The sequence below is a fragment of the Paralimibaculum aggregatum genome (genome assembly GCF_030270585.1).
Classification (GTDB): Bacteria; Pseudomonadota; Alphaproteobacteria; order Rhodobacterales; family Rhodobacteraceae; genus Thermohalobaculum; species Thermohalobaculum aggregatum.
Genome location: NZ_BSYI01000011.1, coordinates 1 through 22832 on the forward strand (window position 1 = coordinate 1; position 22832 = coordinate 22832).

21 protein-coding genes are annotated in these 22832 nt (G+C 72.7%); 10 read left to right on the plus strand and 11 right to left on the minus strand.

Annotated features, from left to right (window positions below; all coding sequences use genetic code 11):
* Nucleotides 1–206 precede the first annotated feature (206 nt).
* From QSJ97_RS08315 to fsa, 5 genes are all read right to left on the minus strand, one after another.
* The gene (locus QSJ97_RS08315; protein WP_285671255.1) at nt 207–1637 is read right to left on the minus strand and encodes an OmpA family protein; all 1431 of its coding nucleotides are present in this window, start codon (nt 1635–1637) and stop codon (nt 207–209) included.
* Between the two features lie 197 nt (nt 1638–1834).
* Nucleotides 1835–2746: a DMT family transporter gene (locus QSJ97_RS08320; RefSeq protein WP_285671256.1), complete on the minus strand. Its 912-nt coding sequence runs from the start codon at nt 2744–2746 to the stop codon at nt 1835–1837.
* A gap of 210 nt (nt 2747–2956) precedes the next feature.
* Nucleotides 2957–3934: a tyrosine-type recombinase/integrase gene (locus QSJ97_RS08325; protein ID WP_285671257.1), complete on the minus strand. Its 978-nt coding sequence runs from the start codon at nt 3932–3934 to the stop codon at nt 2957–2959.
* Nucleotides 3935–3942: 8 nt separating this feature from the next.
* On the minus strand, nt 3943–4710 hold the full coding sequence (locus QSJ97_RS08330; protein WP_285671258.1) for a DUF484 family protein: 768 nt from the start codon (nt 4708–4710) through the stop codon (nt 3943–3945).
* Between the two features lie 10 nt (nt 4711–4720).
* Complete coding sequence (gene fsa, locus QSJ97_RS08335) at nt 4721–5377, minus strand: fructose-6-phosphate aldolase (protein ID WP_285671259.1); 657 nt, start codon at nt 5375–5377, stop codon at nt 4721–4723.
* A gap of 207 nt (nt 5378–5584) precedes the next feature.
* Here fsa and QSJ97_RS08340 point away from each other — a divergent pair, with 207 nt between their 5' ends.
* Nucleotides 5585–7807, plus strand: a complete 2223-nt coding sequence (locus tag QSJ97_RS08340) for a primosomal protein N' (RefSeq protein ID WP_434220902.1) — start codon at nt 5585–5587, stop codon at nt 7805–7807.
* 714 nt (nt 7808–8521) lie between these two features.
* Here the strand turns inward: QSJ97_RS08340 and QSJ97_RS08345 are convergent.
* Complete coding sequence (locus QSJ97_RS08345) at nt 8522–9754, minus strand: response regulator (RefSeq protein ID WP_285671260.1); 1233 nt, start codon at nt 9752–9754, stop codon at nt 8522–8524.
* A 293-nt stretch (nt 9755–10047) separates the two neighbouring features.
* On the opposite strand from QSJ97_RS08345, the gene QSJ97_RS08350 reads away from it, so the two are divergent.
* The 8 genes from QSJ97_RS08350 to QSJ97_RS08385 all read left to right on the plus strand — a co-directional run bounded on the left by QSJ97_RS08350 (nt 10048) and on the right by QSJ97_RS08385 (nt 17042).
* Nucleotides 10048–10815, plus strand: a complete 768-nt coding sequence (locus QSJ97_RS08350) for a F0F1 ATP synthase subunit delta (protein ID WP_352231062.1) — start codon at nt 10048–10050, stop codon at nt 10813–10815.
* Nucleotide 10816: 1 nt separating this feature from the next.
* Nucleotides 10817–12355 (plus strand): F0F1 ATP synthase subunit alpha, encoded by a 1539-nt coding sequence (gene atpA / locus QSJ97_RS08355; RefSeq protein WP_285671261.1) that lies wholly within the window; start codon nt 10817–10819, stop codon nt 12353–12355.
* 33 nt (nt 12356–12388) lie between these two features.
* Complete coding sequence (locus QSJ97_RS08360) at nt 12389–13270, plus strand: F0F1 ATP synthase subunit gamma (RefSeq protein WP_285671262.1); 882 nt, start codon at nt 12389–12391, stop codon at nt 13268–13270.
* Nucleotides 13271–14302, plus strand: a complete 1032-nt coding sequence (locus tag QSJ97_RS08365) for a phytanoyl-CoA dioxygenase family protein (protein ID WP_285671263.1) — start codon at nt 13271–13273, stop codon at nt 14300–14302.
* Between the two features lie 220 nt (nt 14303–14522).
* Nucleotides 14523–15947, plus strand: coding sequence for a F0F1 ATP synthase subunit beta (atpD, locus tag QSJ97_RS08370; RefSeq protein WP_285671264.1), 1425 nt, complete (start codon nt 14523–14525; stop codon nt 15945–15947).
* A gap of 3 nt (nt 15948–15950) precedes the next feature.
* Entirely contained in the window at nt 15951–16145 is a 195-nt protein-coding gene (locus QSJ97_RS08375) for a glutathione S-transferase (protein WP_285671265.1), read from the plus strand.
* Nucleotides 16146–16149: 4 nt separating this feature from the next.
* A complete protein-coding gene (gene atpC, locus QSJ97_RS08380; protein ID WP_285671266.1) occupies nt 16150–16539 on the plus strand; it encodes an ATP synthase F1 subunit epsilon in 390 nt (129 codons plus the stop codon).
* A gap of 2 nt (nt 16540–16541) precedes the next feature.
* Nucleotides 16542–17042 (plus strand): hypothetical protein, encoded by a 501-nt coding sequence (locus tag QSJ97_RS08385; RefSeq protein ID WP_285671267.1) that lies wholly within the window; start codon nt 16542–16544, stop codon nt 17040–17042.
* A 48-nt stretch (nt 17043–17090) separates the two neighbouring features.
* On the opposite strand, the gene QSJ97_RS08390 is transcribed toward QSJ97_RS08385, so the two are convergent.
* Complete coding sequence (locus tag QSJ97_RS08390; RefSeq protein ID WP_285671268.1) at nt 17091–17591, minus strand: RNA pyrophosphohydrolase; 501 nt, start codon at nt 17589–17591, stop codon at nt 17091–17093.
* A gap of 127 nt (nt 17592–17718) precedes the next feature.
* On the opposite strand from QSJ97_RS08390, the gene QSJ97_RS08395 reads away from it, so the two are divergent.
* Complete coding sequence (locus QSJ97_RS08395) at nt 17719–18195, plus strand: DUF922 domain-containing protein (RefSeq protein ID WP_285671269.1); 477 nt, start codon at nt 17719–17721, stop codon at nt 18193–18195.
* A 36-nt stretch (nt 18196–18231) separates the two neighbouring features.
* Here QSJ97_RS08395 and QSJ97_RS08400 read toward each other — a convergent pair whose 3' ends face one another.
* From QSJ97_RS08400 to rlmH, 4 genes are all read right to left on the minus strand, one after another.
* Entirely contained in the window at nt 18232–19554 is a 1323-nt protein-coding gene (locus tag QSJ97_RS08400; RefSeq protein ID WP_285671270.1) for a S41 family peptidase, read from the minus strand.
* Nucleotides 19555–19561: 7 nt separating this feature from the next.
* On the minus strand, nt 19562–20704 hold the full coding sequence (locus QSJ97_RS08405) for a murein hydrolase activator EnvC family protein (protein WP_285671271.1): 1143 nt from the start codon (nt 20702–20704) through the stop codon (nt 19562–19564).
* Nucleotides 20701–22251, minus strand: a complete 1551-nt coding sequence (gene gpmI / locus QSJ97_RS08410) for a 2,3-bisphosphoglycerate-independent phosphoglycerate mutase (RefSeq protein WP_285671272.1) — start codon at nt 22249–22251, stop codon at nt 20701–20703. Before gpmI ends, QSJ97_RS08405 begins: the two co-directional genes overlap by 4 nt.
* Before the next feature lie 83 nt (nt 22252–22334).
* The gene (gene rlmH / locus QSJ97_RS08415) at nt 22335–22805 is read right to left on the minus strand and encodes a 23S rRNA (pseudouridine(1915)-N(3))-methyltransferase RlmH (RefSeq protein ID WP_285671273.1); all 471 of its coding nucleotides are present in this window, start codon (nt 22803–22805) and stop codon (nt 22335–22337) included.
* Between the last annotated feature and the right edge of the window lie 27 nt (nt 22806–22832).

Sequence of the window (22832 nt, forward strand, 5' to 3'; positions counted from 1 at the left end):
CGGCCGGCGCCGGCGGCGCCACATAGCGCGGCGCCGGCGCGGCCTCGTACCGCCGCCCGGCCCAGATCAGATATCCGAACAGCAGGCCGAGGCCGAATGCCGTCAGGATGATGAGGATGGTCTCGCTGGCTCCGTGTTCCATGTCCGTCCCTTTCCCGATCGTGTTTCCGAAATGGCCCGGACCGGGTGGCGGCCGGAGCTCCGGCTCAGCTGCCGATCCAGGCGAACTCGATCCGCCGGTTACGCTCGCGGCCCTCGGCGGTCTCGTTGGAGGCCACCGGCGCCGCCGCGCCGCGCCCGACCGCGCGCAGCAGCTCGCCCGGAAGCCCGCGCGCGACCAGCGCCGCGCGCACCGCCATCGCCCGCTCGGCGCTGAGCGCCCGGTTGCGTGCCGGGTCGCCCTTGGCATCGGTATGGCCAAGGATCTCGAGCCGCCGCCCGGCCACGGCAAGACAGGCATAGGCGATGCCGGCGATCCGGTCGAGCACCCGGTCCATCTCCGGGCCGAGCACGCTCTGCCCGCTCGGGAAGCTCAGCCTGGGCGCGCGCTGGGCGGCGGCGATCGCCCGGGCGCAGCTCTCCCGGTCGGCGGCGATCTCCGGCTCCGGGATCCAGTGCCCGGCGATGCGCCGCTCGGTGCCGCCGGTGAAGGGATCGGTGCGGCGGTCGGTGGCGCCGGCGGGCCGCGACCGGCCGGCCACCGCGATCTCCCAGTCGGCCGGCAGCACCGCGGCGAGCCAGGCCGCCACCTCGTCGGCGTCCTGCCCCGGCGCGAGGCGGCCCTCGACGGCGAAACGCACCGCCGCGTCCTCGCCGGGGGCAAGGCTGCCGGCGGCGGTCTCGTAGATCAGGGCGAGCCGGCCGATGGCGCCGAGCGCCACGCTCCAGTCGGCGCTGTTGCCGGTGCCGCCGCCGGTGAGGCGCGCCTCCGCCGGCACCCCGAGCGTGGTGACCGCCTGGCGCACCGAGAGCCCGTCCGGCAGCATGCCGGTCAGCGCAAGCGCGGCGGTCTCGGGCGGCGGCGGCAGCGGCGGCGGGCCGGCGCCGAGCTCGGGCACCGCCTCCGGATCGTCCCGCAGCGCGGTCTCGCCCGCCGCGGCGGCGGAACCGGCCTCGTCCGCCTCGGCCCGGCCGATGCGGAAGCTGAGAGCGGCGGGCGGCGGCGGCTCCGCGAGGTCGAAGGCCAGCTCCCAGCCGGCGCCGACCGCGAGGCGCAGCGCCGCCGCGGTCTCGGCCCGGGCGAAGCCCTCGCGCAGGCGCCCGCTGAGCTCGAGCCGGCCGGCGCAGATGGTGATCCGGGCCACCGCGATGCGCGGCAGCGCGATCTGCAGGGCGGCGAAGGCGCGCTCCCAGGCGACCGGGTCGCCGGGGCCGGCCGACACCAGCTCCTCGGAGATCCGGGCGTTCGGGAACAGGCTGCGGAGGCTGCCGGCGCGCAGGCTTGCCGGCAGCGCGCCCGTGACGCGCGGCCGCTCCCCGGCGGTGACGGCGATGCGGAGCACCGGGTCGGCGCCCGCCGCCGCCTCCCCGGCCGGCGCGGCATCCGGCGCACCGGCGATGGACAGGCCGAGCGCGAGCCCGAGCGCCCCCGCTCGCGACAGCATGCCGCCGACCACAGACCCGATCAGGCCACGCATCGCCCCCGTCCCTTTCCCCGTCTGCCGGGGCAACGCGCCACGTCGCCGCCCGGTCACCCGCAATCTGGTGCTGCGTCCCGGCGAGACTACCCGATGCCGCCGCCCCGCGCGACACATCTTCGCCGCGCCGGCCTTGCGGCGGCGCAGTCGCGGCGCCGGCCTTGCGGCGGTGCCGCCGCCGCGGGGCCGCCCGCCGCTCAGGGCGCGGCGGCGCCCCGGGCCACCCGCCGGCGCAGGCGGGTCTCGCGCAGCGAGATGTAGAGCGTCGCGCCGATGATGATGGCGCCGCCCGCCGCGGTCCAGCCGTCGATGGTCTCGCCGAACAGCAGCCAGCCGGCGAGCCCGACGGTGATCAGGCGCAGATAGGTGAAGGGCGCGATGAAGCCGGCATCGCCCACCGCATAGGCCCGGATGTCGGAATAGGTGCGCACCGCCGAGCCGAGCACCAGCACGGCAAGGATGGCCCAGGCGAGCCCGCCCTGCGGCAGGCCCCAGACGAACAGCGCCGGCGGCAGCGTCGCCGCCACCACGACGATGGAGGAGGAGACGAAGACCGCGTCGGAGCCGTCGACCGAGCCGATCTGCCGCCCGATGATCAGCGCCGCGGCGAAGGCGAGGGCCGAGAGGATCGCGATCGCCATCACCGGGTCGAAGGCGGCGATGCCCGGGCGCAGGATCACCACCGCGCCGAGCAGGCCGGCGGCGATCGCGCCCCAGCGGCGCAGGCCGACCGGCTCGCCCATGAAGAGCGCGGCGAAGGCGGTGGCGAAGGCCGGCGCCAGGAAGAACAGGATGGTGGAGGTGGCCAGCTCGAGATGCGCGATGGCGTAGAAACCGGAATTCAGCGCGACGCCGATCAGCAGCCCGCGCAGCAGGTGCAGCGGCCAGCGGCTGAAGCGGATCGGGGCGCCGCCGCTGAGCCTTGCCCGCACCAGGAAGGGCAGCACCAGCACCGCCGCGAAGGCCGAGCGCAGGAAGGCCAGCATGGAGGTGTGCAGCTCCGGGCTGAGCAGGCGCACCGCGACGGTCATGGCGGTGGCACCCGCCACCGAGGCGAGAAGCCAGAGCGCGCCCTGTGCATTCGGTGAGAGCGGATCGGGCCGGGGCATGGGAGGAGGTCCTCGGGACTGTGGGCGGCCAACCTAGCGGTTGTCTGCCCGCGCCGGCAAGACGCAAGGCCGCAAGGCTGCCTTGCCCGGCCTGTCGCCGGCCTGCCGGCCGGCCCGCCGCCTCCCCCACCCTGTCGGCCATCCGCCCCCGGCCCGCGGTTTCAAGAGCCCACCCATGGGAGGCGGCGGGGGCTGCGCCGGGCGGGGCGGTCAGTCCCCTCCCCGGGGATGGGTCGCGGCGTGCACCGCGGCGAGGCGGGCGGCATCGACGCCGGTATAGACCTGGGTGGTGGCAAGGCGGGCATGGCCGAGCAGCTCCTGCACCGCGCGCAGGTCGCCACCAGCCGCCAGCAGCTCGGTGGCGAAGGCGTGGCGCAGGGCGTGCGGCGTGGCATTGGCCGGCAGGCCGAGCCCGGCCCGCGCCGCGGCCATCGCCCGGCGCACCATGTTGCCGTGGAGCGGGCCGCCGCGGGCGCCGAGAAAGAGCGCGCCCCCGGGCGTCGCGGCATGCGGGCAGAGCCGGCGGTAGCGCTCGACCCAGGCGCCGGCGGCCGGCAGCACCGGCACCCGGCGGCTGCGCCCGCCCTTGCCGCGCACCGTCACCGCATCGCCGAGCGGCGCGTCGCCCCAGCGCAGCCCCAGCGCCTCGGAGATCCGCAGCCCGGCGCCCCAGAGCAGCGCCAGCACCGCGGCGTCGCGGGCGGCGATCCAGGGCTCGGGATGGCCGGCATCGACCGCGGCGAGCAGCGCCTGGGCATCCGCGGCCGCCACCGGACGGGGCAGCGGGCGCGGCGATTTCGGGCTGGTCACGCCGTGGATCGCTTCGCAGGCGATGCCCTCCCGCTCCTCGAGGAAGGCGAAGAAGCCGCGCAGCGCCGAGACCGCGCGGGACAGCGAGCGCCCGGAGCGGCCGCGGGCGCGCTCCGCCGCCAGCCAGGCGCGGAAATCGCCCAGCGTCAGCCCGGCCAGCGCCGCCGGCGCCGGGGCGCCGCCGAGATGGCCTGTGAGAAATCCGAGGAACCCCGCAAGATCCGCGACATAGGCGGTTCGCGTCGCCGGGGCCCGACCGCTGGCGGCGAGATGCGCCGCCCAGCGCGCCAGCAGCTCGCCGAGCGCCGGCGCGAGCCCGGCCGCCGCCGCCCCGCCGGCAACGGCAGGGCCCGGGCCGGAGCCGCTGCGCCCGGCCACCCGGCGCCTCAGGCGGCGGCGAGGCGCTGGAGCAGCAGCCGCTCCACCACGCCGCCGAAGAAGATCAGCAGGTCGACCCCCTGGTCCGGGCCGAAGCGGTCCGGGTCGGCGGCGCCGAAGAGCAGCAGCCCGGCCGCGCCGTCGAGCTCGAGGCGCATCATCGCCTCGGAGCGCACCGAGGTGAGATGGCCGAAGATCAGCTCCGCCTCGCTCGAGGCCTCGCGCAGCACCACGCCCTCGGGCACCGGGCCGCCATCCAGCATCAGATAGGCCTCGACCATGCCCTCGGGCAGCGCCAGCACGCGGCCCTCGAGCCCCTCGCCGAGCCCGTCCGCCGGGCGCGCCTCGTCGATCTCCGCCTCGAGGCAGAGCCGGGCCTCCTCGACGCCGATCAGCCGCGGCACCTCGACGGTGAGGCAGCGCAGGAAGCCGGTGAGCTCGGTCTCGGCGATCAGCGCCAGCACCGCGCGGTGCAGCGACCGGGTGCCGGCGACGTTCTCGTAGGCCGCGGCGATCACCGAGCGGTTGGCCTGCACGAGCCGCTTCAGCCGGCTCTCGAGGCGCTCCACCAGCCGGTCGCGCAGATCCACCACCTGCCGGTCCGGCGCCGCGGTCTCGCCGATCAGCGCGCGCATCACCTGGTCGTCGGCGAGCACCAGCTCGGGATCGGCCACGATCAGCGAGCGGATCAGGTCGCGCTCGTCGGTGTTGAGCTCGAAGCTGTTCGGCGCCCAGCCCTGGGCGGCACCGGTTCCGGGCCCGGTCGCACGATCCATGCCCCGCCCCTCAGCCGAGGATCGACTGGCCGGTCTTGGCCCAGTCAGCAAGGAAGGTCTCGAGGCCCTTGTCGGTGAGCGGATGATCGGCCAGCTTGCGCAGCACGCCCGGCGGCAGGGTGGCGACATCCGCGCCGATCTTCGCGGCCTCCTGCACGTGATTGACCGTGCGGATCGAGGCGGCAAGGATCTGCGTCTCGAAATGGTAGTTGTCGTAGATCTGGCGGATGTCCGCGATCAGCGCCATGCCGTCGAGGCCGATATCGTCGAGCCGGCCGATGAAGGGCGAGATGAAGGTGGCGCCGGCCTTGGCGGCGAGCAGCGCCTGATTGGCGGAGAAGCAGAGCGTGACATTGACCATGGTGCCGGCATCGCTCAGCGTCTTGCAGGCGCGCAGACCGTCCCAGGTGAGCGGCACCTTGACCGCGATGTTGGGCGCGATCTCGGCAAGCCGGCGGCCCTCGGCGATCATCGCCTCCGCCTCGGTGGCAGCGACCTCGGCCGAGACCGGGCCGGAGACCGCGGCGCAGATCTCGGCGGTGACCTCCTCGATCTTGCGGCCGGATTTCAGGATCAGCGACGGGTTGGTGGTCACGCCGTCGACCATGCCGGTCGCGGCAAGGGCACGGATTTCGGCGATGTCGGCGGTATCGACGAAGAATTTCATGGGATCTCCCGGGGCATGCTGTGGCCGGCGCGATTGCCGGGCGCACCATAGGCGAGAGCCGGGCGCCGCGAAAGCCCCGAGGGCGGCCGCGGCATCGCCGGGGCGGGAGGCCCGACGCCGCCCCCGGCCCGGCGCCGCCGCGGCGGCCTGCAGGGCGGCGCGGCACGGCCCGGGAGAGCGGCGGGCCGGCGCCCCGGGGGCGGGGCCGTGAGCGGCGCGGCGCGGGAGCCGCGGGAGGCGGTGTTCGGCCCCGGCGAGCGGGTCGCGGTGCTGGTGCCGGCGCCGCTCGACGGCCCGCTCGACTACCGCGTGCCGGAGGGGATGGTGCTCGCGCCCGGGGCGATCGTGGAGGTCGGGCTCGGCCGGCGCGGCGTGATCGGTGCGGTCTGGGGCCCCGGCACCGCGGCGATGGCCGACGACCGGGTGAAGCCGGTGCGCCGGGTGCTCGAGGTGCCGCCGCTCGGCGCGCCGCTGCGCCGCTTCGTGGCGCGGGCGGCGGAGTATACCCTGACCCCGCCGGGGCAGATGCTGCAGCTCGCGCTCCGGGTGCCGGACCTGGCGAACCCGCCGCAGGGCAGGATCGTCTACCGCCTCGCGCCGGCCGGGCTGCCGCCGGGCCTGCGCGTCACCGAGGCGCGGCAGCGGGCGCTCGATACCCTGGCCGGCGCGCCGGAGGGGCTGACCGCCGCCGCCATCGCCGAGACCGCGGGCGCCAGCCCCGCGGTGCTGCGGGCCATGGTGGCGGCCGGCGCGCTCAGCGCCGCGCGCGAGCACCGCGAGACGCCCTATCCCGCGCTGTTCGGGCAGGCCGCGGGGCAGCATCTCAGCGGCCCGCAGGAGGCGGCGGCCAGCACGCTGCGCGCCGCGGTGGCGAGCGGCGGCTTCGCCACCCTGCTGATCCGCGGCGTCACCGGCTCGGGCAAGACCGAGGTCTATCTCGAGGCGGTGGCCGAGGCGATCGCGCAGGGCCGGCAGGCGCTGGTGCTGGTGCCCGAGGTGGCGCTGACGCCGGCCTTCCTCGCCCGCGTCGAAGCGCGCTTCGGCGCCCGCCCGGCGGCCTGGCATCACGGCGTCGGCCAGGCCGAGCGGCGGCGGCTCTGGATGGCGACGGCGGCCGGCGAGGTGCCGCTGGTGGTGGGCGCGCGCTCGGCGCTGTTCCTGCCGTTCCGGCGGCTCGGGCTGATCGTCGTCGACGAGGAGCATGACGGCTCCTACAAGCAGGAGGACGGGGTGCTCTACCACGCCCGCGACATGGCGGTGCTGCGTGCCGCCGAGGAGGGCGCGCTGGCGGTGCTGGCCTCGGCGACGCCGTCGCTCGAGAGCTGGGCCAATGCCGAGGCCGGGAAGTATCGCCGGATCGACCTGCCCGAGCGCTTCGGCCCGGCGGCGATGCCGGAGATCCGGCTGGTCGACCTGCGCGGCGATGCCCCGCCGCGCGATGCCTGGCTCTCGGAGCGGCTGGCCCTCGCCATCGACCGGCGCATCGCCGCGGGCGAGCAGGCGCTGCTGTTCCTCAACCGCCGCGGCTATGCGCCGCTCACCCTCTGCCGCAACTGCGGCCACCGCTTCGCCTGCCCGGACTGCGACGTCGCCATGGTCACCCACCGCCTGCGCGGGCGGCTGGTCTGCCACCAGTGCGGGCGCACCGCGCCGCTGCCGCGCGCCTGCCCCGCCTGCGGCCGCGACGACCGGCTCTCGGAATGCGGCCCCGGCGTCGAGCGCATCGCCGAGGAGGCGGCGCGGCGGTTTCCCGGCGCGCGGCTCTCGGTGCTCTCGTCCGACCATGTGACCGGCCCGCAGGAGATGCGCGCCCGGCTCGAGGAGATCGCCGAGGGAAGGGTCGACCTGATCGTCGGCACCCAGATCGTCGCCAAGGGGCACAACTTCCCGCGGCTGACGCTGGTCGGCGTGGTCGATGCCGATCTCGGGCTGCATGGCGGCGACCTGCGCGCGGCGGAGCGCACCTTCCAGCTGATCTCCCAGGTGGCCGGGCGCGCCGGGCGGGCCGAGAAGCCGGGCACAGCGCTGATCCAGACCGCGAATCCCGACCATCCGGTGATGCGGGCGATCCTCTCCGGCGAGGCCGAGGCCTTCTGGGCGGCCGAGGCGGAGGCGCGGCTGGCCGCCGGCGCGCCGCCCTATGGCCGCATGGCCGGGGTGATCCTGAGCGGCCCGCAGGAGGGCCCGGTCTGGGAGGTGGCGCGCGCCCTCGGCCGCGGCCGCGGCATGCTGGAGCGGGCCGGGATCGAGCTCTACGGCCCGGCGCCGGCACCGCTCGCCCGGCTGCGCGGCCGCTTCCGGGTGCGGCTGCTGGCCAAGGCGCCGAAGGGAGCCCCGCTGCAGGCCGCGCTGAAGGCCTGGCGGGCACAGGTGAAGGTGCCCGGCGCAGTGCGACTCACCATCGACATCGACCCCCAGAGCTTCCTCTGAACCGGCACCGCGGACGCCGAGGCCCCGCCGGGCCGGGCGTGCGCGGCGGGGCAGGCGGCGGACGCGGCGTGCCTCACCACCGACGTCGGCCCGCGGGACTTTCCCTGAGCCGGCGTCGGGGAGGCGAGCGGATCCGCGCCGCGGAGGCCGGGTCTGGGCAGTGAGTGGAGCGGGGCAGGCGCGGGGCCGAGGTTCCGCCCGCTCGGGGGATGCCGAGCGGGAACGGCGCCGGGCGGATGATCGGACGGACATGATGGGCGGAGCGGAACGGGCACCGGGCGGACGTTCCGGCGGAACAAATGTTACGGGACCGATGGGGCGCCGGGCAGAAGTTCCGACCGAGCAAATGGCATGGAGCGGAAAAGGCACCGGTCGGAGGTTCCGGCCGAACAAAGGGTGTGGAGCGGGAAACGCGCCGGGCGGAGGTTCCGGCCGAACAAAGGGTGTGGAGCGGGAAAGGCGCCGGGCGGAATTTCCGGCGGAACAGATGGTATGGGCCCGATAGGGTGTCGGGCGGAGGTTCCGGCGGAACAGATGGTGCGGGGCTGGAATGGTGTCGGGCGGTGGCTCCGGCGGAACATCGGGTGCGAGGCGGGACGGGCGCCTGGTGGCGGTTCTGCCGGTGCCGGGCTCCGGCGCCCGGGCGGGCCCCTTTCCGTGCCGGATTCAAGGCCCGGCGACGTGCCAGGGGGGGGCGTCGGAGGGCGCCGGCGCTCAGCCGTGCGGGCCGCCGCGCCGCGGCGCGAAGCGCTCGATCAGCGCCCGCAGCTGGTCGAGCCGCACCGGCTTGGCGAGATAGGCGTCCATGCCGGCGGCGCGGCAGGCCCGGCGCGTCTCGGCGTCGTCGCTGGCCGAGACCGCCGCGATCGGCACCCGCGGGCGCGCCTCCATCGCCTCGATCTCGCGGATCCGGCGGGTCGCCGCCAGCCCGTCGAGCAGCGGCATGTTGGGATCGACCAGCACCATGTCGAAGCGCCCGGCGCGGTACATCGCCACCGCGTCCTCGCCGTTGATCGCGATCTCCGCCGCCAGCCCCTGCAGCCCCAGCAGCGCCGCCATCACCTGCGCGCTGGTCACGTCGTCCTCGGCATAGAGCAGCCGCAGCTGGCCGCTGCCGGCGGTGCCGCGGGCCGCGGGCTCCTGCGCCTCGATCCGCGGCAGGCGCACCGTGCTGCGATGCGGGCCGCCGGCGGCGCAGTCGAAGCCGACGCTGCCGCCGAGGGTCTCGACCAGGGCCAGCAGTTCGGCGATGCGCCGGGCCCGCCCCGGATCATGCGGGCGCCGCGGCGCCGGGGAGGCCAGGGTCATCCGCAGCACCAGCGCCCCCGGCTCGGCAAGCAGCCGCATTGCCAGCTCGCCGCGCGCGCCGCTGGCGAGGCCGTCGGCGAAGATCAGCTCGAGGATGCGGCGCAGATAGTCGGGATCGGCGAGCAGCCGCTCGGGCACCTCGGGCAGCACGCTGAGCGCGATCCGCGGCGCGGCGCCGGGCGCCAGCACCCCGGCGAGCCGGCCGCCCGGCCCCTGTTCGGCTTCGGCGGCCAGCGCCTCGATCCCGGCCAGAACGGTGCGGGCGATCTCCGCCGGGTCGCAGGGACGCGGCTCGGGCACCGCCGGCAGCGCCGGCCCCGGGGCGACGCCGCAGACCGGCAGCTCGTCCATCTCGCCGCGCAGGCGCGGGCCGCTGCCGGTCTCGCGGCGGATCAGCCGCTCGCGGATGCGCCGGGTGCTGCCACCCGGCCCGATCAGGCGATAGTCGACGAGGAAGGGCACGCCGGCCGCGGCGCCGGCCCGGCAGGCGGCAAGGATCGCGCGGCGGTCCTCGGGATGCAGCGCGCCCTGCCAGAAGTCCGGCTCGCGCCAGCGCTCGATGCGCACGCCGAAGATCGGATCCCCGGCACGGTCGGGAGCCGGCTCGATCCAGCAGGTTTGCAGGCCCGGAAGATCCATCTCCCTGACTGCGGCGGGAACCGCCGGCTGACCTGACCCCATGTCATTCCCTCGAGACGTACAACCTCAACAGCATACAACGCGTGAACCGCACCACCTAGTGGAGAGAGTGTTACAAAATGGAACGCTCCATGCAATTGCACAATTCCCCGCCCGGATTCCCCGGCGCCGCCGGCCGCCGCGGCCGGGCCTTGCGAGCCGGCCGGCAGCGGGTGCCGGGAGGCGGGGGGAATCGGGTGCATCCACCCGGCCGCGCGATGCGACGATCTGACCGGCACCGGGATCCGGCAGACATGCCGGGCGGCGCATGGCGCCAGTGCGGCGCGATCCCGCGAATTCCGCGGCGCTTCCGGCTTCGTGGCGCGACAGGACGCACCGTTGCGGCGCAGTTGCAAGCGCGTGAGCCCTGTGCTAGCTCGGCTGCGATTTCGGATGGCTCCGGCGGGGCCGGTCCGCATATGCTGCGCGCAGGCGCGACGGGCTTCGGGAGGACGGCAAGAGTGTCAGACGCGACCATGCTCACATCCACCATCGCCGGGCGCTATGCTACGGCGCTCTTCGATCTCGCACAGGAACAGGACGCCCTGGAGCGGGTCGAGACGGATATCGGGGCACTGAAGGCGGCGATCGGCGAGAGCGCGGATCTGCGCCTGCTGATCCAGAGCCCGCTCTATGGCCGCGACCAGCAGGCCCGGGCGATGGCGACGATCACCGACCGGATGGGCCTCGGCCCGATCACCGCGAACCTGATCGGCCTGATGGCGTACAAGCGGCGCCTCTTCGTGCTGCCGGCGGTGGCGGAGATCTTCACCGCCCTCCTGGCCGAACATCGCGGCGAGGTCACCGCCAAGGTGACCGCGGCGCGGCTGCTGTCGGACGCGCAGATCGAGGCGCTGAAAACCACCCTGCGCGCGAAGCTCGAGCGCGAGGTGAAGCTGGATATCATGATCGACCCTGCCATCATCGGCGGGCTGATCGTCAAGGTGGGCTCCCGCATGATCGACACCTCTATCCGGTCGAAGCTGGCGGGTCTGCAAAACGCAATGAGAGAGGTCGGGTGAGATGGGGATCCAGGCGTCAGAAATTTCGGCCATCCTGAAGGAGCAGATCAGGAACTTCGGCCAGGAGGCCGAGGTTACCGAGGTCGGTCAGGTTCTGTCGGTGGGTGACGGCATCGCCCGCGTCTACGGGCTGGACAAGGTCCAGGCCGGCGAGATGGTCGAGTTCCCGAACGGCGTTCGCGGGATGGCGCTGAACCTCGAGGCCGACAATGTCGGCATCGTGATCTTCGGCTCGGACCAGCAGATCAAGGAAGGCGACACGGTCAAGCGCACCAACTCGATCGTGGACGTGCCGGCCGGCAAGGCGCTGCTCGGGCGCGTGGTCGACGGTCTCGGCAACCCGATCGACGGCAAGGGGCCGATCGAGGCCTCGGAGCGCCGCGTCGCCGACGTCAAGGCGCCGGGCATCATCCCGCGCAAGTCGGTGCACGAGCCGATGGCCACCGGCCTGAAGGCGATCGACGCGCTGATCCCGATCGGCCGCGGCCAGCGCGAGCTGATCATCGGCGACCGCCAGACCGGCAAGACCGCCGTGGCGCTCGACACGATCCTCAACCAGAAGAGCTACAACGAGGCCGCCGGCGACGACGAGAGCAAGAAGCTCTACTGCATCTACGTCGCGGTGGGCCAGAAGCGCTCGACCGTCGCGCAGTTCGTCAAGGTGCTCGAGGACCAGGGCGCGATGGACTACTCCATCGTCGTGGCCGCGACCGCCTCCGAGCCGGCGCCGATGCAGTATCTCGCGCCCTACTCCGCCTGCGCCATGGCCGAGTATTTCCGCGACAACGGCATGCATGCGCTGATCATCTACGATGACCTGTCGAAGCAGGCCGTCTCCTACCGCCAGATGTCGCTGCTGCTGCGCCGCCCGCCGGGGCGCGAGGCCTATCCGGGCGACGTGTTCTACCTCCATTCCCGCCTGCTCGAGCGCGCCGCCAAGCTCAACGACAACAACGGCGCGGGCTCGCTGACGGCGCTGCCGGTCATCGAGACCCAGGCCGGCGACGTGTCGGCCTATATCCCGACCAACGTGATCTCGATCACCGACGGGCAGATCTTCCTCGAGACCGAGCTGTTCTACCAGGGCATCCGCCCCGCCGTGAACGTCGGCCTCTCGGTGTCGCGCGTCGGCTCCTCGGCACAGACCAAGGCGATGAAGTCGGTGGCGGGCAAGATCAAGCTCGAGCTGGCGCAGTATCGCGAGATGGCCGCCTTCGCGCAGTTCGCCTCGGATCTCGACGCCTCGACGCAGCAGCTGCTGAACCGCGGCTCGAAGCTGACCGAGCTGCTGAAGCAGCCGCAGTATGCACCGCTGACCAATGCCGAGCAGGTCTGCGTGATCTATGCCGGCACCCAGGGCTATCTCGACAACATGAAGCTCGCCCAGGTCGGCCCGTTCGAGGAGGCGCTGCTCAGCGAGCTGCGCAACAAGCATCGGGATCTGCTCGAGGATATCCGTGACAACGACCGGAAGGTCGAGGGCCAGCTCGCCGACAAGATCAAGTCGGTGATCGAGAGCGTTAAGCGCACCTTCGCCTGAAGCCCGAGGATTAGCTGAGGGGGGATCGCGGCGATGCCGAGCCTCAAGGACCTGAAGAACCGGATCAACTCGGTCAAGTCGACCCGGAAGATCACCTCGGCCATGAAGATGGTCGCGGCCGCCAAGCTGAAGCGTGCCCAGGAGCACGCCGAGGCGGCCCGGCCCTATGCCGAGCGCTTCGACGCGGTGATGGCGAACCTCGCCCGCGCCGCCAAGGACAGCCCGACGGCGCCGGTGCTGCTCACCGGCACCGGCAGGTCGGCCGTGAAGCTGTTCATCGTGGCGACCGCCGAGCGCGGTCTCTGCGGCGGCTTCAACGGCTCGATCGTGCGCCGCGCGCGCACCGACATCGACGCCCACATCAAGGAAGGCGGCACCGCCAAGATCCTGACCATCGGGCGCAAGGGCCGCGACATCCTGCGCCGCGACTACCGCGAATATCTCGTCGGCCATGTCGATCTCTCCGACGTCAAGCGCGTCGGCTACGGCAATGCCGCGGAGATCGCGCAGGACGTGCTGGCCCGCTTCGAGGCGGACGAGTTCGACGTCGCGGTGCTCTACTACAACAAGTTCAAGTCGGTGATCAGCCAGATCCCGACCGCGCAGCAGCTCATTCCGGCGGAAGTGCCCGAGCTCGACGAGGACCCCGACAACGGCGGTGCCCTCTACGAGTACGAGCCGGAGGAGGAGGAGATCCTCGCCGACCTGCTGCCGAAGAACCTCGCGGTGCAGATCTTCCGGGCGCTGCTGGAGAACGCCGCCTCGGAGCAGGGCGCGCGGATGTCGGCGATGGACAACGCGACGCGGAACGCCGGCGAGATGATCGACCGGCTGACCATCGTCTACAACCGCTCGCGCCAGGCGGCGATCACCAAGGAGCTGATCGAGATCATTTCGGGCGCGGAGGCTCTCTGAATGGACGCCTCGGCCAAATCGGAGGCGAGGACCAACCCGCTGCCAGGCTGGCCGCTGGTCGAGTCCCCGCTTTATGCCGATCTGGTCGAGGCAGCCGGTCTCGACGCCGAGGAACGCCGGATCGCCGACGAGCTGAACCAGCGCGGCTATGCGGTTCTCGACTTTCCCGATCCGGAGTTCGATACCGTGGCGGAGCGGCTCAAGGCCGCCCTCGTGAAGCGGCCGGAATTTGCCGACGTGGCGAAGATCGGCCCCGGCAACCCGGTCCAGCACTCGCGGCGGATCCAGGATCACGTCTCCAATGACGACGTGCGCAGGATCGCCTGCAACGCCAGGATCATCGCGCTGCTCGGCAGGCTCTACGGCCGGCGGGCGTTCCCGTTCCAGACGCTGAACTTCCCGATGGGCACGCAGCAGAAGGTGCATTCCGACAGCGCGCATTTCTCGTCGATCCCCGAGCGCTTCATGTGCGGGGTCTGGGTGGCGCTCGAGGATATCGGCCCCGAACAGGGACCGCTGATCTACTATCCGGGCTCGCATCGCTGGCCCGTGCTGCATGCCGACGACGTGGGCCATGCCCGCGGCCGCAGCGAGCTGCGCGGCCAGGCGATCTACCAGCGCGCCTGGGAGGCGATGATCGAGGCCCATGGCGTGGAGCCGGCCTATTTCCACGCGAGGAAGGGCCAGGCGCTGATCTGGGCGGCCAACCTGCTGCATGGCGGCTCGCCGCACACCGACCGGACCAGGACGCGCTTCTCGCAGGTCACGCACTACTTCTTCGAGGACTGCGCCTACTGCACGCCGATGAAATCGAACATGCGCCTCGGCGCGACCGTGTTCCGCGATCGCGTGCGCAACATCGAGACCGGCGAGCTGGTGCCGAACCTCTATGCCGGCCAGCCGGTCGCGAACGAGATCACGCGCTACCGCAAGGATCAGCGCCTGTCGGCAAGGGTCACCGAATTCGCGCGCGAGCACGGGCTGCGCGGCTTGGTGAACGCCGGTATCAACCGCCTGGCCGGCAGGGCCTGACCTGGCGGCCGAGCTTGAGGAAAACTGCCCGGGCCTGAGGCGGCCGGGGCGATTGATGGAGACGCGAAGATGACCTGGATCGTCGGGAGATCGGCCGAGCTCAGCGGCGCACTCGAGCCGATCGACGGGTTCGTCGACGCGTTTCACCCCTAATCCAACGCCAGGGCGGGGACCATGCCCGTCACGCTGACGGCGGCATGAGCCGCGAACGGAGGAGCACATGAGCCAAGCTGTCGGAAAAATCGCGCAGGTGATCGGCGCCGTCGTCGACGTGAAGTTCGACGAACATCTGCCGGCGATCCTGAACGCGCTCGAGACGGAGAACCAGGGCAACCGCCTCGTGCTCGAGGTCGCCCAGCATCTCGGCGAGAATACGGTCCGCACCATCGCGATGGACGGCACCGAGGGTCTCGTGCGCGGCCAGGAGGTCAGGGACACCGGCCAGCCGATCGCCGTGCCGGTGGGCAAGGCCACGCTCGGCCGCATCCTCAACGTCATCGGCGAGCCGGTGGACGAGGGCGAGCCGGTGAATGCCGACGAGAAGCGCGCGATCCACCAGCCGGCGCCCGACTTCGTCAGCCAGTCGACCGATGCGGCGATGCTGGAGACCGGCATCAAGGTCGTCGACCTGCTCGCGCCCTATGCCAAGGGCGGCAAGATCGGCCTGTTCGGCGGCGCCGGCGTCGGCAAGACCGTGCTGATCATGGAGCTGATCAACAACATCGCGAAGGGCCATGGCGGCTACTCGGTGTTCGCCGGCGTCGGCGAGCGGACCCGCGAGGGCAACGATCTCTACCACGAGATGGCCGACTCGGGCGTCATCAAGCTCGACAACCTCTCGGAGTCGAAGGTGGCGCTGGTCTATGGCCAGATGAACGAGCCGCCGGGGGCGCGTGCCCGCGTGGCGCTGACCGGCCTGACGCTGGCCGAGCAGTTCCGCGACGAGTCGGGCTCCGACGTGCTGTTCTTCGTCGACAACATCTTCCGCTTCACCCAGGCGGGCTCCGAGGTGTCGGCGCTGCTCGGCCGCATCCCCTCGGCGGTGGGCTACCAGCCGACGCTGGCCACCGACATGGGCGCGCTGCAGGAGCGGATCACCTCCACCAAGCAGGGCTCGATCACCTCGGTGCAGGCGATCTACGTGCCGGCGGACGACCTGACCGACCCGGCGCCGGCGACCTCCTTCGCCCACCTCGACGCGACCACCGTGCTCAACCGCCAGATCGCCGAGCTCGGCATCTACCCGGCGGTCGACCCGCTCGACTCGACCTCGCGCATCCTCGAGCGCTCGGTCGTCGGCGAGCGGCACTACAAGGTGGCCCGCGACGTGCAGGGCATCCTGCAGCGCTACAAGTCGCTCCAGGACATCATCGCGATCCTCGGCATGGACGAGCTCTCCGAGGAGGACAAGCTGACCGTGGCCCGCGCCCGCAAGGTGCAGCGCTTCCTCAGCCAGCCCTTCTTCGTCGCCGAGGTCTTCACCGGCTCGCCGGGCAAGTACGTGCCGATCGAGAAGACCATCGAGGGCTTCGAGAAGTTGGTGGCGGGCGAGCTCGATCACCTGCCGGAGGCCGCCTTCTACATGGTCGGCGACCTGGACGAGGCGCTCGAGAAGGCGGAGAAGATGGCCGCCGAGGCGGCCTGATCCATGGCCGGAGAGGTGCTCAGCCTCGCCGACTGCATCAATTCGGCCTGCCCCTGGTCGGGCAGGCCGGTGGTCCCGGAAGGGCTGACCCGATATCGCGGCCGCGTCGTCGGGTTCTGCAATTCCGGGTGCCGCGAGAAATTCGAGGCGGCAATCCGCGCCTTCGATGCCGAGCTCGAGACGAGCGAAGGGGAATGAGATCATGGCCGAGACCCTGAAATTCGAACTGGTGAGCCCGGAGCGGATGCTGGCTTCCAAGGAGGCCGCCGCGGTGGTGATCCCCGGCCAGATGGGCGAGATCACCGCCATGCCCGGCCACTCGCTGTTCTTCACCACGCTGCGCCCCGGCTACGTGACCGTGGATGGCGGCGCCGGCGGGCGCTATTTCGTGACCGGCGGCTTCGCCGAGATCTCGCCCGAGACGCTCTCGGTGCTGGCCGAGGAGGCCGTCGAGGCCGAGGTGGTGACCGCCGACTGGCTGCGCGGCAAGATGGCCGATGTCCAGAAGCTGCTGGACGAGGCCGGCGAGGACCGCCGCACCGCACTGGCCCAGACGGTGAACGACTACGCCTTCCTCGCCGAGAGGGCGTGATCGTGACCGGCAGGACGCACGCCGCCGCCCGCCAGCCGCGGGGGATGACCGTTCTGGCGGGGCTGCTCGCGCTCGGCCTCGCCGCCTGCACGGATCCCGACTTCTACGACACCGGCGTGCCGGTAACCTCGGGCACCAAGGCCGAGGAGGAGGTGCCGCTCGGCGCCCTCACCGCCGCCGAGGTCCGGCTCTATCTGCGCGACAGCACGCTGATCCACCGCACCGACGACGAGACCTGGTCGATCTATGTCTCCGAGGATGGCAGCCTGCGCGGCATCGTCGAGACCAACGCCGCCGAGAGCGCCTCGACCCAGGCCAGCGGCAGCTGGGAGGTGACCGAGGACGGGCTGTTCTGCCGGCAATGGTCCGGGCGCTGGGACCCCGACGATACCGGCTGCGCCAGCATCACCCGCACCGGCGAGGTCTATGCCTTCACGCCGGTCGAGCCCGGGGGCCGGGCCTATCGCCGGCTGCGCAAGCCCGGCAACACCAAGGGGCTCTGAGCCGCCGCACCGCCCCGGGGGCCGCCGCGGCCCCCTGCCGCGCCGGGATCAGCCGATCAGATCGGCAAATTCCTCGAAGATCTCCCGATACAGCGCCCGCTTGAAGGGCACGATCTTCTCGGCAAGCTCCGGGGCCGGCATCCAGGCCCAGCGCGAGAACTCCGGCTCGTCGGTGTCGATCCGCACATCCGCATCGGTGCCGAGGAAGCGCGCCGCAAACCAGCGCTGCTCCTGACCGCGATAGCGCCCCTTCCAGATCCGCCCCAGCAGCTCCGGCGGCAGGTCGTAGCGCCGCCAGACCGGGCTGGCGCGCAGGATCCGCACCTGCTCCGGGCGGATGCCGGTCTCCTCGCCGAGCTCGCGCAGCGCCGCCGCCTCCGGGTCCTCGCCCTTGTCGATGCCGCCCTGCGGCATCTGCCAGGCCGGGCCGGGATTGTCGATCCGCTGGCCGGCGAAGATCAGGCCGCGCGGGTCGAGCAGCATGACCCCGACACAGGGCCGGTAGGGGAGCGCGGCAAGGCGGGCGGCATCGGTCTCGCTGGCGGGCATCGGCGGTCTCCGGGCAGGCTTCTGGCGATTGCCCCGGGGCTAGCACGGCCGGCCCGCCGCCCCAAGCCCGCAGGTCACGCAGCCCGGCGGAAACCTGCTATGCTGACGCAGAGGAATGGAGGCGCGGATGCAGGTCACCGTCAACATCGCCACCCCGACGCAGCGCACCTATACCGTCCGCGGCAACACCCTGCGCGAGGCCCATGGCCGGCTGCCGCGGGGCTGCTGGGGGCGCTATGCCGGCAATTTCACTTGGGACTATCGCGGCCGCAACGGCATGGTGAGCCACCTGATCCTCAACGCCGCGCCGGTGATCACCCTGCCCCGCTGGCACGGCCGCGGCCGCGCGAGCCGGGAGGAGCAGCGGGAATGGGACCGGATGCTGCGCGCGCTCACCGCCCATGAGGACGCGCATCACGAGGTGCTGGTGAACGCGCTCGAGGACCAGCGCCACTTCTTCTCCGACGAGCCCGACACCGCGGTGCGGCAGCTCCGCCAGGATCTCGGCAGCTATGGCAGCGAGCTGCAGCAGTACCAGGACGATTTCGACCGGACATCCCGGCACGGCCAGCGCGCCGGGGTGGTGCTCAACTTCCCGGACTGAGCCGGGCGCCGGGGCTGGAGCCCCGGCGGGGCGGCCTCAGCGGTTGCCGCGATAGATCGCCAGCCCGTTCAGCAGGTCCAGCGCATAGGCCATCTGGAAATCCTCCTGCCGCAGCTTGGCGGTGGCCTCGTGGCGGGCGCGCTCCTCCTCGAGCTGGCGCTGCTGCTCCTCGGTCAGGTCTTCGTTCTCGAGGCTGCCGCGCAGATCCGCCTCCGAGCGGCCGCCGCGCCGGGTGCTGCCCTCCTCGGCCTCGACGATGCGGCGCTCCTCGACGAGGATGTCCGGCTCGATGCCGAGGGCCTGGATCGAGCGGCCCGAGGGGGTGTAGTAGCGCGCCGTGGTCAGCTTCATCGCGCCCTTGTCGCCGAGCCGCATCACGGTCTGCACCGAGCCCTTGCCGAAGCTCTTGGCGCCCACGATGATCGCCCGGCGCTGGTCCTGCAGCGCGCCGGCGACGATCTCCGAGGCCGAGGCCGAGCCCTCGTTGATCAGCACCACCAGCGGCTTGCCCTGGGCGAGATCGCCCGGCCGGGCATCGCGCCGCTCCGCCTCCTCGAGATTGCGCCCGCGGGTCGAGACGATCTCGCCCTCGTCGAGGAAGGCATCCGAGACCGAGATCGCCTGGCTCAGCAGCCCGCCCGGGTTGTTGCGCAGGTCGATCACGTAGCCGATCAGGTCATCCGCCGGCAGCTCGCTGGCGATCTCGTCGATCGCCGCCTCGAGGCTCTCGGTGGTGTTCTCGTTGAAGGCGGTGATGCGCAGGATGCCGACATTGCCCTCGACCCGGGCCCGCACCGCGCGGATGGTGATGACGTCGCGCACGATGGTCACGTCGAAGGGCTCTTCCTCGCCCTCGCGGCTGATCGTGATGATGATCTCCGAGCCGACCGGCCCGCGCATCTTGTCGACCGCGTCGGAGAGCGTGAGCCCGAGCACCGACTCGCCGTCGATATGGGTGATGAAGTCGCCCGCCTGCAGCCCGGCCTCGGCGGCGGGGGTGTCGTCGATCGGCGCCACCACCTTCACGAAGCTGTTCTCCATGGTGACCTCGATGCCGAGCCCGCCGAACTCGCCGCGGGTCTGCTCGCGCATGTCCTCGAAGTTTTCCGGCGGCAGATACGAGGAATGCGGGTCGAGCGAGGCCAGCATGCCGTTGATCGCCGCCTCGATCAGCGCCTGCTCGTCCACCTCCTCGACATAGTTCTGCCGCACCCGCTCGAAGATGTTCCCGAACAGGTCGAGATATTCATAGGTGTTGCGGGCGGTATTGTCCTGGGCCCAGGTCTTCTGGACCACCTGCGGGATGCTGGCCCCGATGGCCGTTCCGATCAAGAGTGCCATCACAGTCTTGCGCGTCATCAGAGCCTCACTCTCTCGTGTTTTCGAACCAGGGTGCCGGATCCACCGCCGTGCCCGACTGCCTCAGTTCAACATATAGGTCGGTTGTGTCGATCTTCGGGACCGGGCCGCTCGCTTCAAGTAAAAATTCTTCCGAACTCGGCAGCGGGCCGCCGAGATCGCCGAGCCGTTCCCCTGCAAGCACCGTTTCGCCGACGCGCCGGTCGGTGGCGGCGAGCCCGGCCAGCACGAAGAGCCAGTCGGCCTCCGGCTCGAGGATCACCACGGTGCCATAGTCGATCAGCGGCCCGGCATAGCGGATCGTGCCGGCTGCCGGCGCGCGCACCTCGGCCCAGGCCGGGGCCCGCAGGCTGATGCCCTGCCCGGTCCGCCCCCAGGGATCGACACCGCCGAAGCTGCCGACTTGCCGCCCCGCCACCGGCAGCGGCAGCCGCCCGCGCAGGCTCTCGAAGGCCGGGCCGGGTTCGGCACCGAAGCTGGCCCGGAGCGTGGCGGCGAGCTGGTCGAGATCGCGGGCGCGGGCCTCGGCCTCCGAGGCCTGCTGCAGCAGCGCCCGGCGGGTCGCCTCGGCGCTGCGGGCCGGCCGGTCGCGGCGGCTGGTGCGGCTGCTCTCGGCGCGCAGCGCCTGCAGCGCGGCGAGGGTTCCGCGGGCCTCGGCGCGGGCGATCTCCTGGCGCAGGCGCAGGCTGCGCAGCGCGTCGATGCGGCGGGCGATGCCGGCCATCTCGGCCTTCAGCCGGGGGGTCAGGTCGGCCATGATCATCGCGGTGCGCGCCGCCGCCACCGAGCCCTCGGGATGCACCAGCATCGCCGAGCGCGGCGCCTGGCCGAGGCTCTGCAGCGCGCCGATCACCTGCGCCATCCGCTCGCGCTCGGCGCCGAGGGCATCGACCAGCGCCCGGTCCTCCACCGCCAGCCGCCGCAGCCCGTCGCGCAGCGCCGCCAGCGCCGCCTCGTGCGCCGCCACCGCCTTGCCGAGCGCGGCCCGGCGCGTGCCCTTGCTGCCGGCCCGGCGCAGCGCGTCCTCGGCGTCGTCGAGCATGGCGCGGGCGCGGTCGATCTCGTCGAGCGCCGGTTCGGCCCGGGAAAACCCCGGCGCCAGCGCCACGAGGGCGGCGAGGGCAAATGCGCGCGCCGCCGCCGCGATCATGCCCCGTCCCAGTCGATCAGCGATTGCCCGGTCATCGCCGCGGGCCGGTCGAGGCCCATCAGGTCGAGCAGGCTCGGCGCGAGATCGGCGAGCCGCCCCGCGCGCAGCCCGGCCGCCCGCCGGCCGGCGCCCTTGCCCTGCACCAGCGCCAGCGGCACCGGGTTGAGCGTGTGCGCGGTGTGCGGCCCGCCCGAGGCCGGGTCGATCATCACCTCGCAATTGCCGTGATCGGCGGTCACCAGCATCGCCCCGGCGCCGGCCTCGATCGCCGCGATCGCCGCGCCGAGCCCGGCATCCACCGCCTCGCAGGCGCGGATCGCCGCCGCCAGATCGCCGCTGTGTCCCACCATGTCGGGGTTCGCGTAGTTCACCACGATCAGATCGTAGCCGGCCCCGATCGCCGCGACCAGCGCCTCGGTCACCTCCGCCGCCGCCATCTCCGGCGCGAGGTCATAGGTCGCGACCTTAGGGCTCGGCGCCATGTGCCGCTCCTCGCCGGGATAGGGGGGCTCCACGCCGCCGTTCAGGAAGAAGGTGACATGGGGGTATTTCTCGGTCTCGGCGAGGCGGAACTGGCGCAGCCCCTTGCCCGCCACCCAGGCGCCGAGGGTATCCGGGATCGGCTCCTGCGGGAACACCACGTCGAAGATCCCGTCGAGCCGTTCGGAATAGGAGACCATGCCGAGCCGGGCGGCGAGCGCGGGCCGCGGCCCGGTGTCGAAGCCGTCGAAGGCCGGGTCGGCCAGCGCGCCGAGGATCTCGCGCGCGCGGTCGGCCCGGAAATTGAGGCAGAACAGCCCGTCGCCATCGGCCATGCCGGCATGGCTGCCGATCACCGCGGGGCGGACGAACTCGTCGCTCTCGCCGCGCGCATGGCCCGCCGCGATGGCCTGCGCGGCGCTCTCCGCGCGGTCACCCTCGCCGCGCAGCATGGCGGCGGCAGCGAGCGAGACCCGCTCCCAGCGGTTGTCGCGGTCGAGCGCATAGAAGCGGCCGATCACCGTGGCCACCTCGGCGCCCGCCGCCAGCGCCGGCTGCGCGCTGGCGAGGAAGGTCTCGAGATAGCCCGGCGCGGCCTTCGGCGGGGTGTCGCGGCCGTCGAGGATCAGGTGCAGCCGCACCGGGATGCCGCGGGCCGCGAGCAGGTTGGCGGCCTCGGCGAGATGGTCCTGGTGGCTGTGCACGCCGCCGGGGCTCAGCAGCCCCACGAGATGCGCCGCGCCGCCGCTCGCCTCCAGCGCCTCGGCAAAGCGGCGGAGCGCCGGGCGCTCGGCAAAGCTGCCATCGGCGATGGCGCGGTCGATCCGCGGCAGGTCCATCCAGACCACGCGGCCGGCGCCGATATTGGTGTGGCCGACCTCGGAATTGCCCATCTGGCCGGCGGGCAGGCCGACATCCTCGCCGCTGGCGGAGAGCTGCGCGCTCGGGCAGCGGGCCATCATGCCGTCGAAGGCGGGCGTCGCGGCCAGGCGCGGGGCATTGCCCTCGGGCGCATCGCGCAGGCCCCAGCCATCGAGAATCATCAGGACAACGGGTGCGTGTTTCATGGCGGCTGCCTTCTCCTGCTCGCCGCCTTGTCCGAAACCCGCCGGGGTGCCGTCAAGCCCGGCAGTGACGCAAGGCGCGGCGCTCAGCTTCGGTGATAGGGGCTGCCGGCGAGGATGGTGACGGCGCGGTAGAGCTGTTCGGCCAGCATGGCGCGGGCCAGCATGTGCGGCCAGACCATCGGCCCGAAGGAGAGCAGCCGGTCGGCCCGGCTGCGCAGCGCCTCCGTATGCCCGTCGGCGCCGCCGATCAGGAACACCGTCTCGCCGCGCCCGGCATCGCGGAAATCCGCGATCAGCCGCGCGAGCCCGGGGCTGTCGAGCAGCTTCCCGCGTTCGTCGAGCGCCACCGCAGCGGCGCCCTCGGGGATCATCGAGAGCAGCCGGGCCCCCTGCGCCTCGGCATCGCGGGCCTTGCGCTCGTCGACCTCGGCAACCTGCACGGGCCCGAGGCCGAGCGCGCGGCCCGCGGCGCCGGCCCGCGCGGCATAATCGGCCACGAGCTCGCCCTCCGGCCCGCCCTTCAGCCGCCCGACGGCGGCGATGGTCAGGCGCATTGCCCGGCGCCTCCCGGCGCGGCGGCC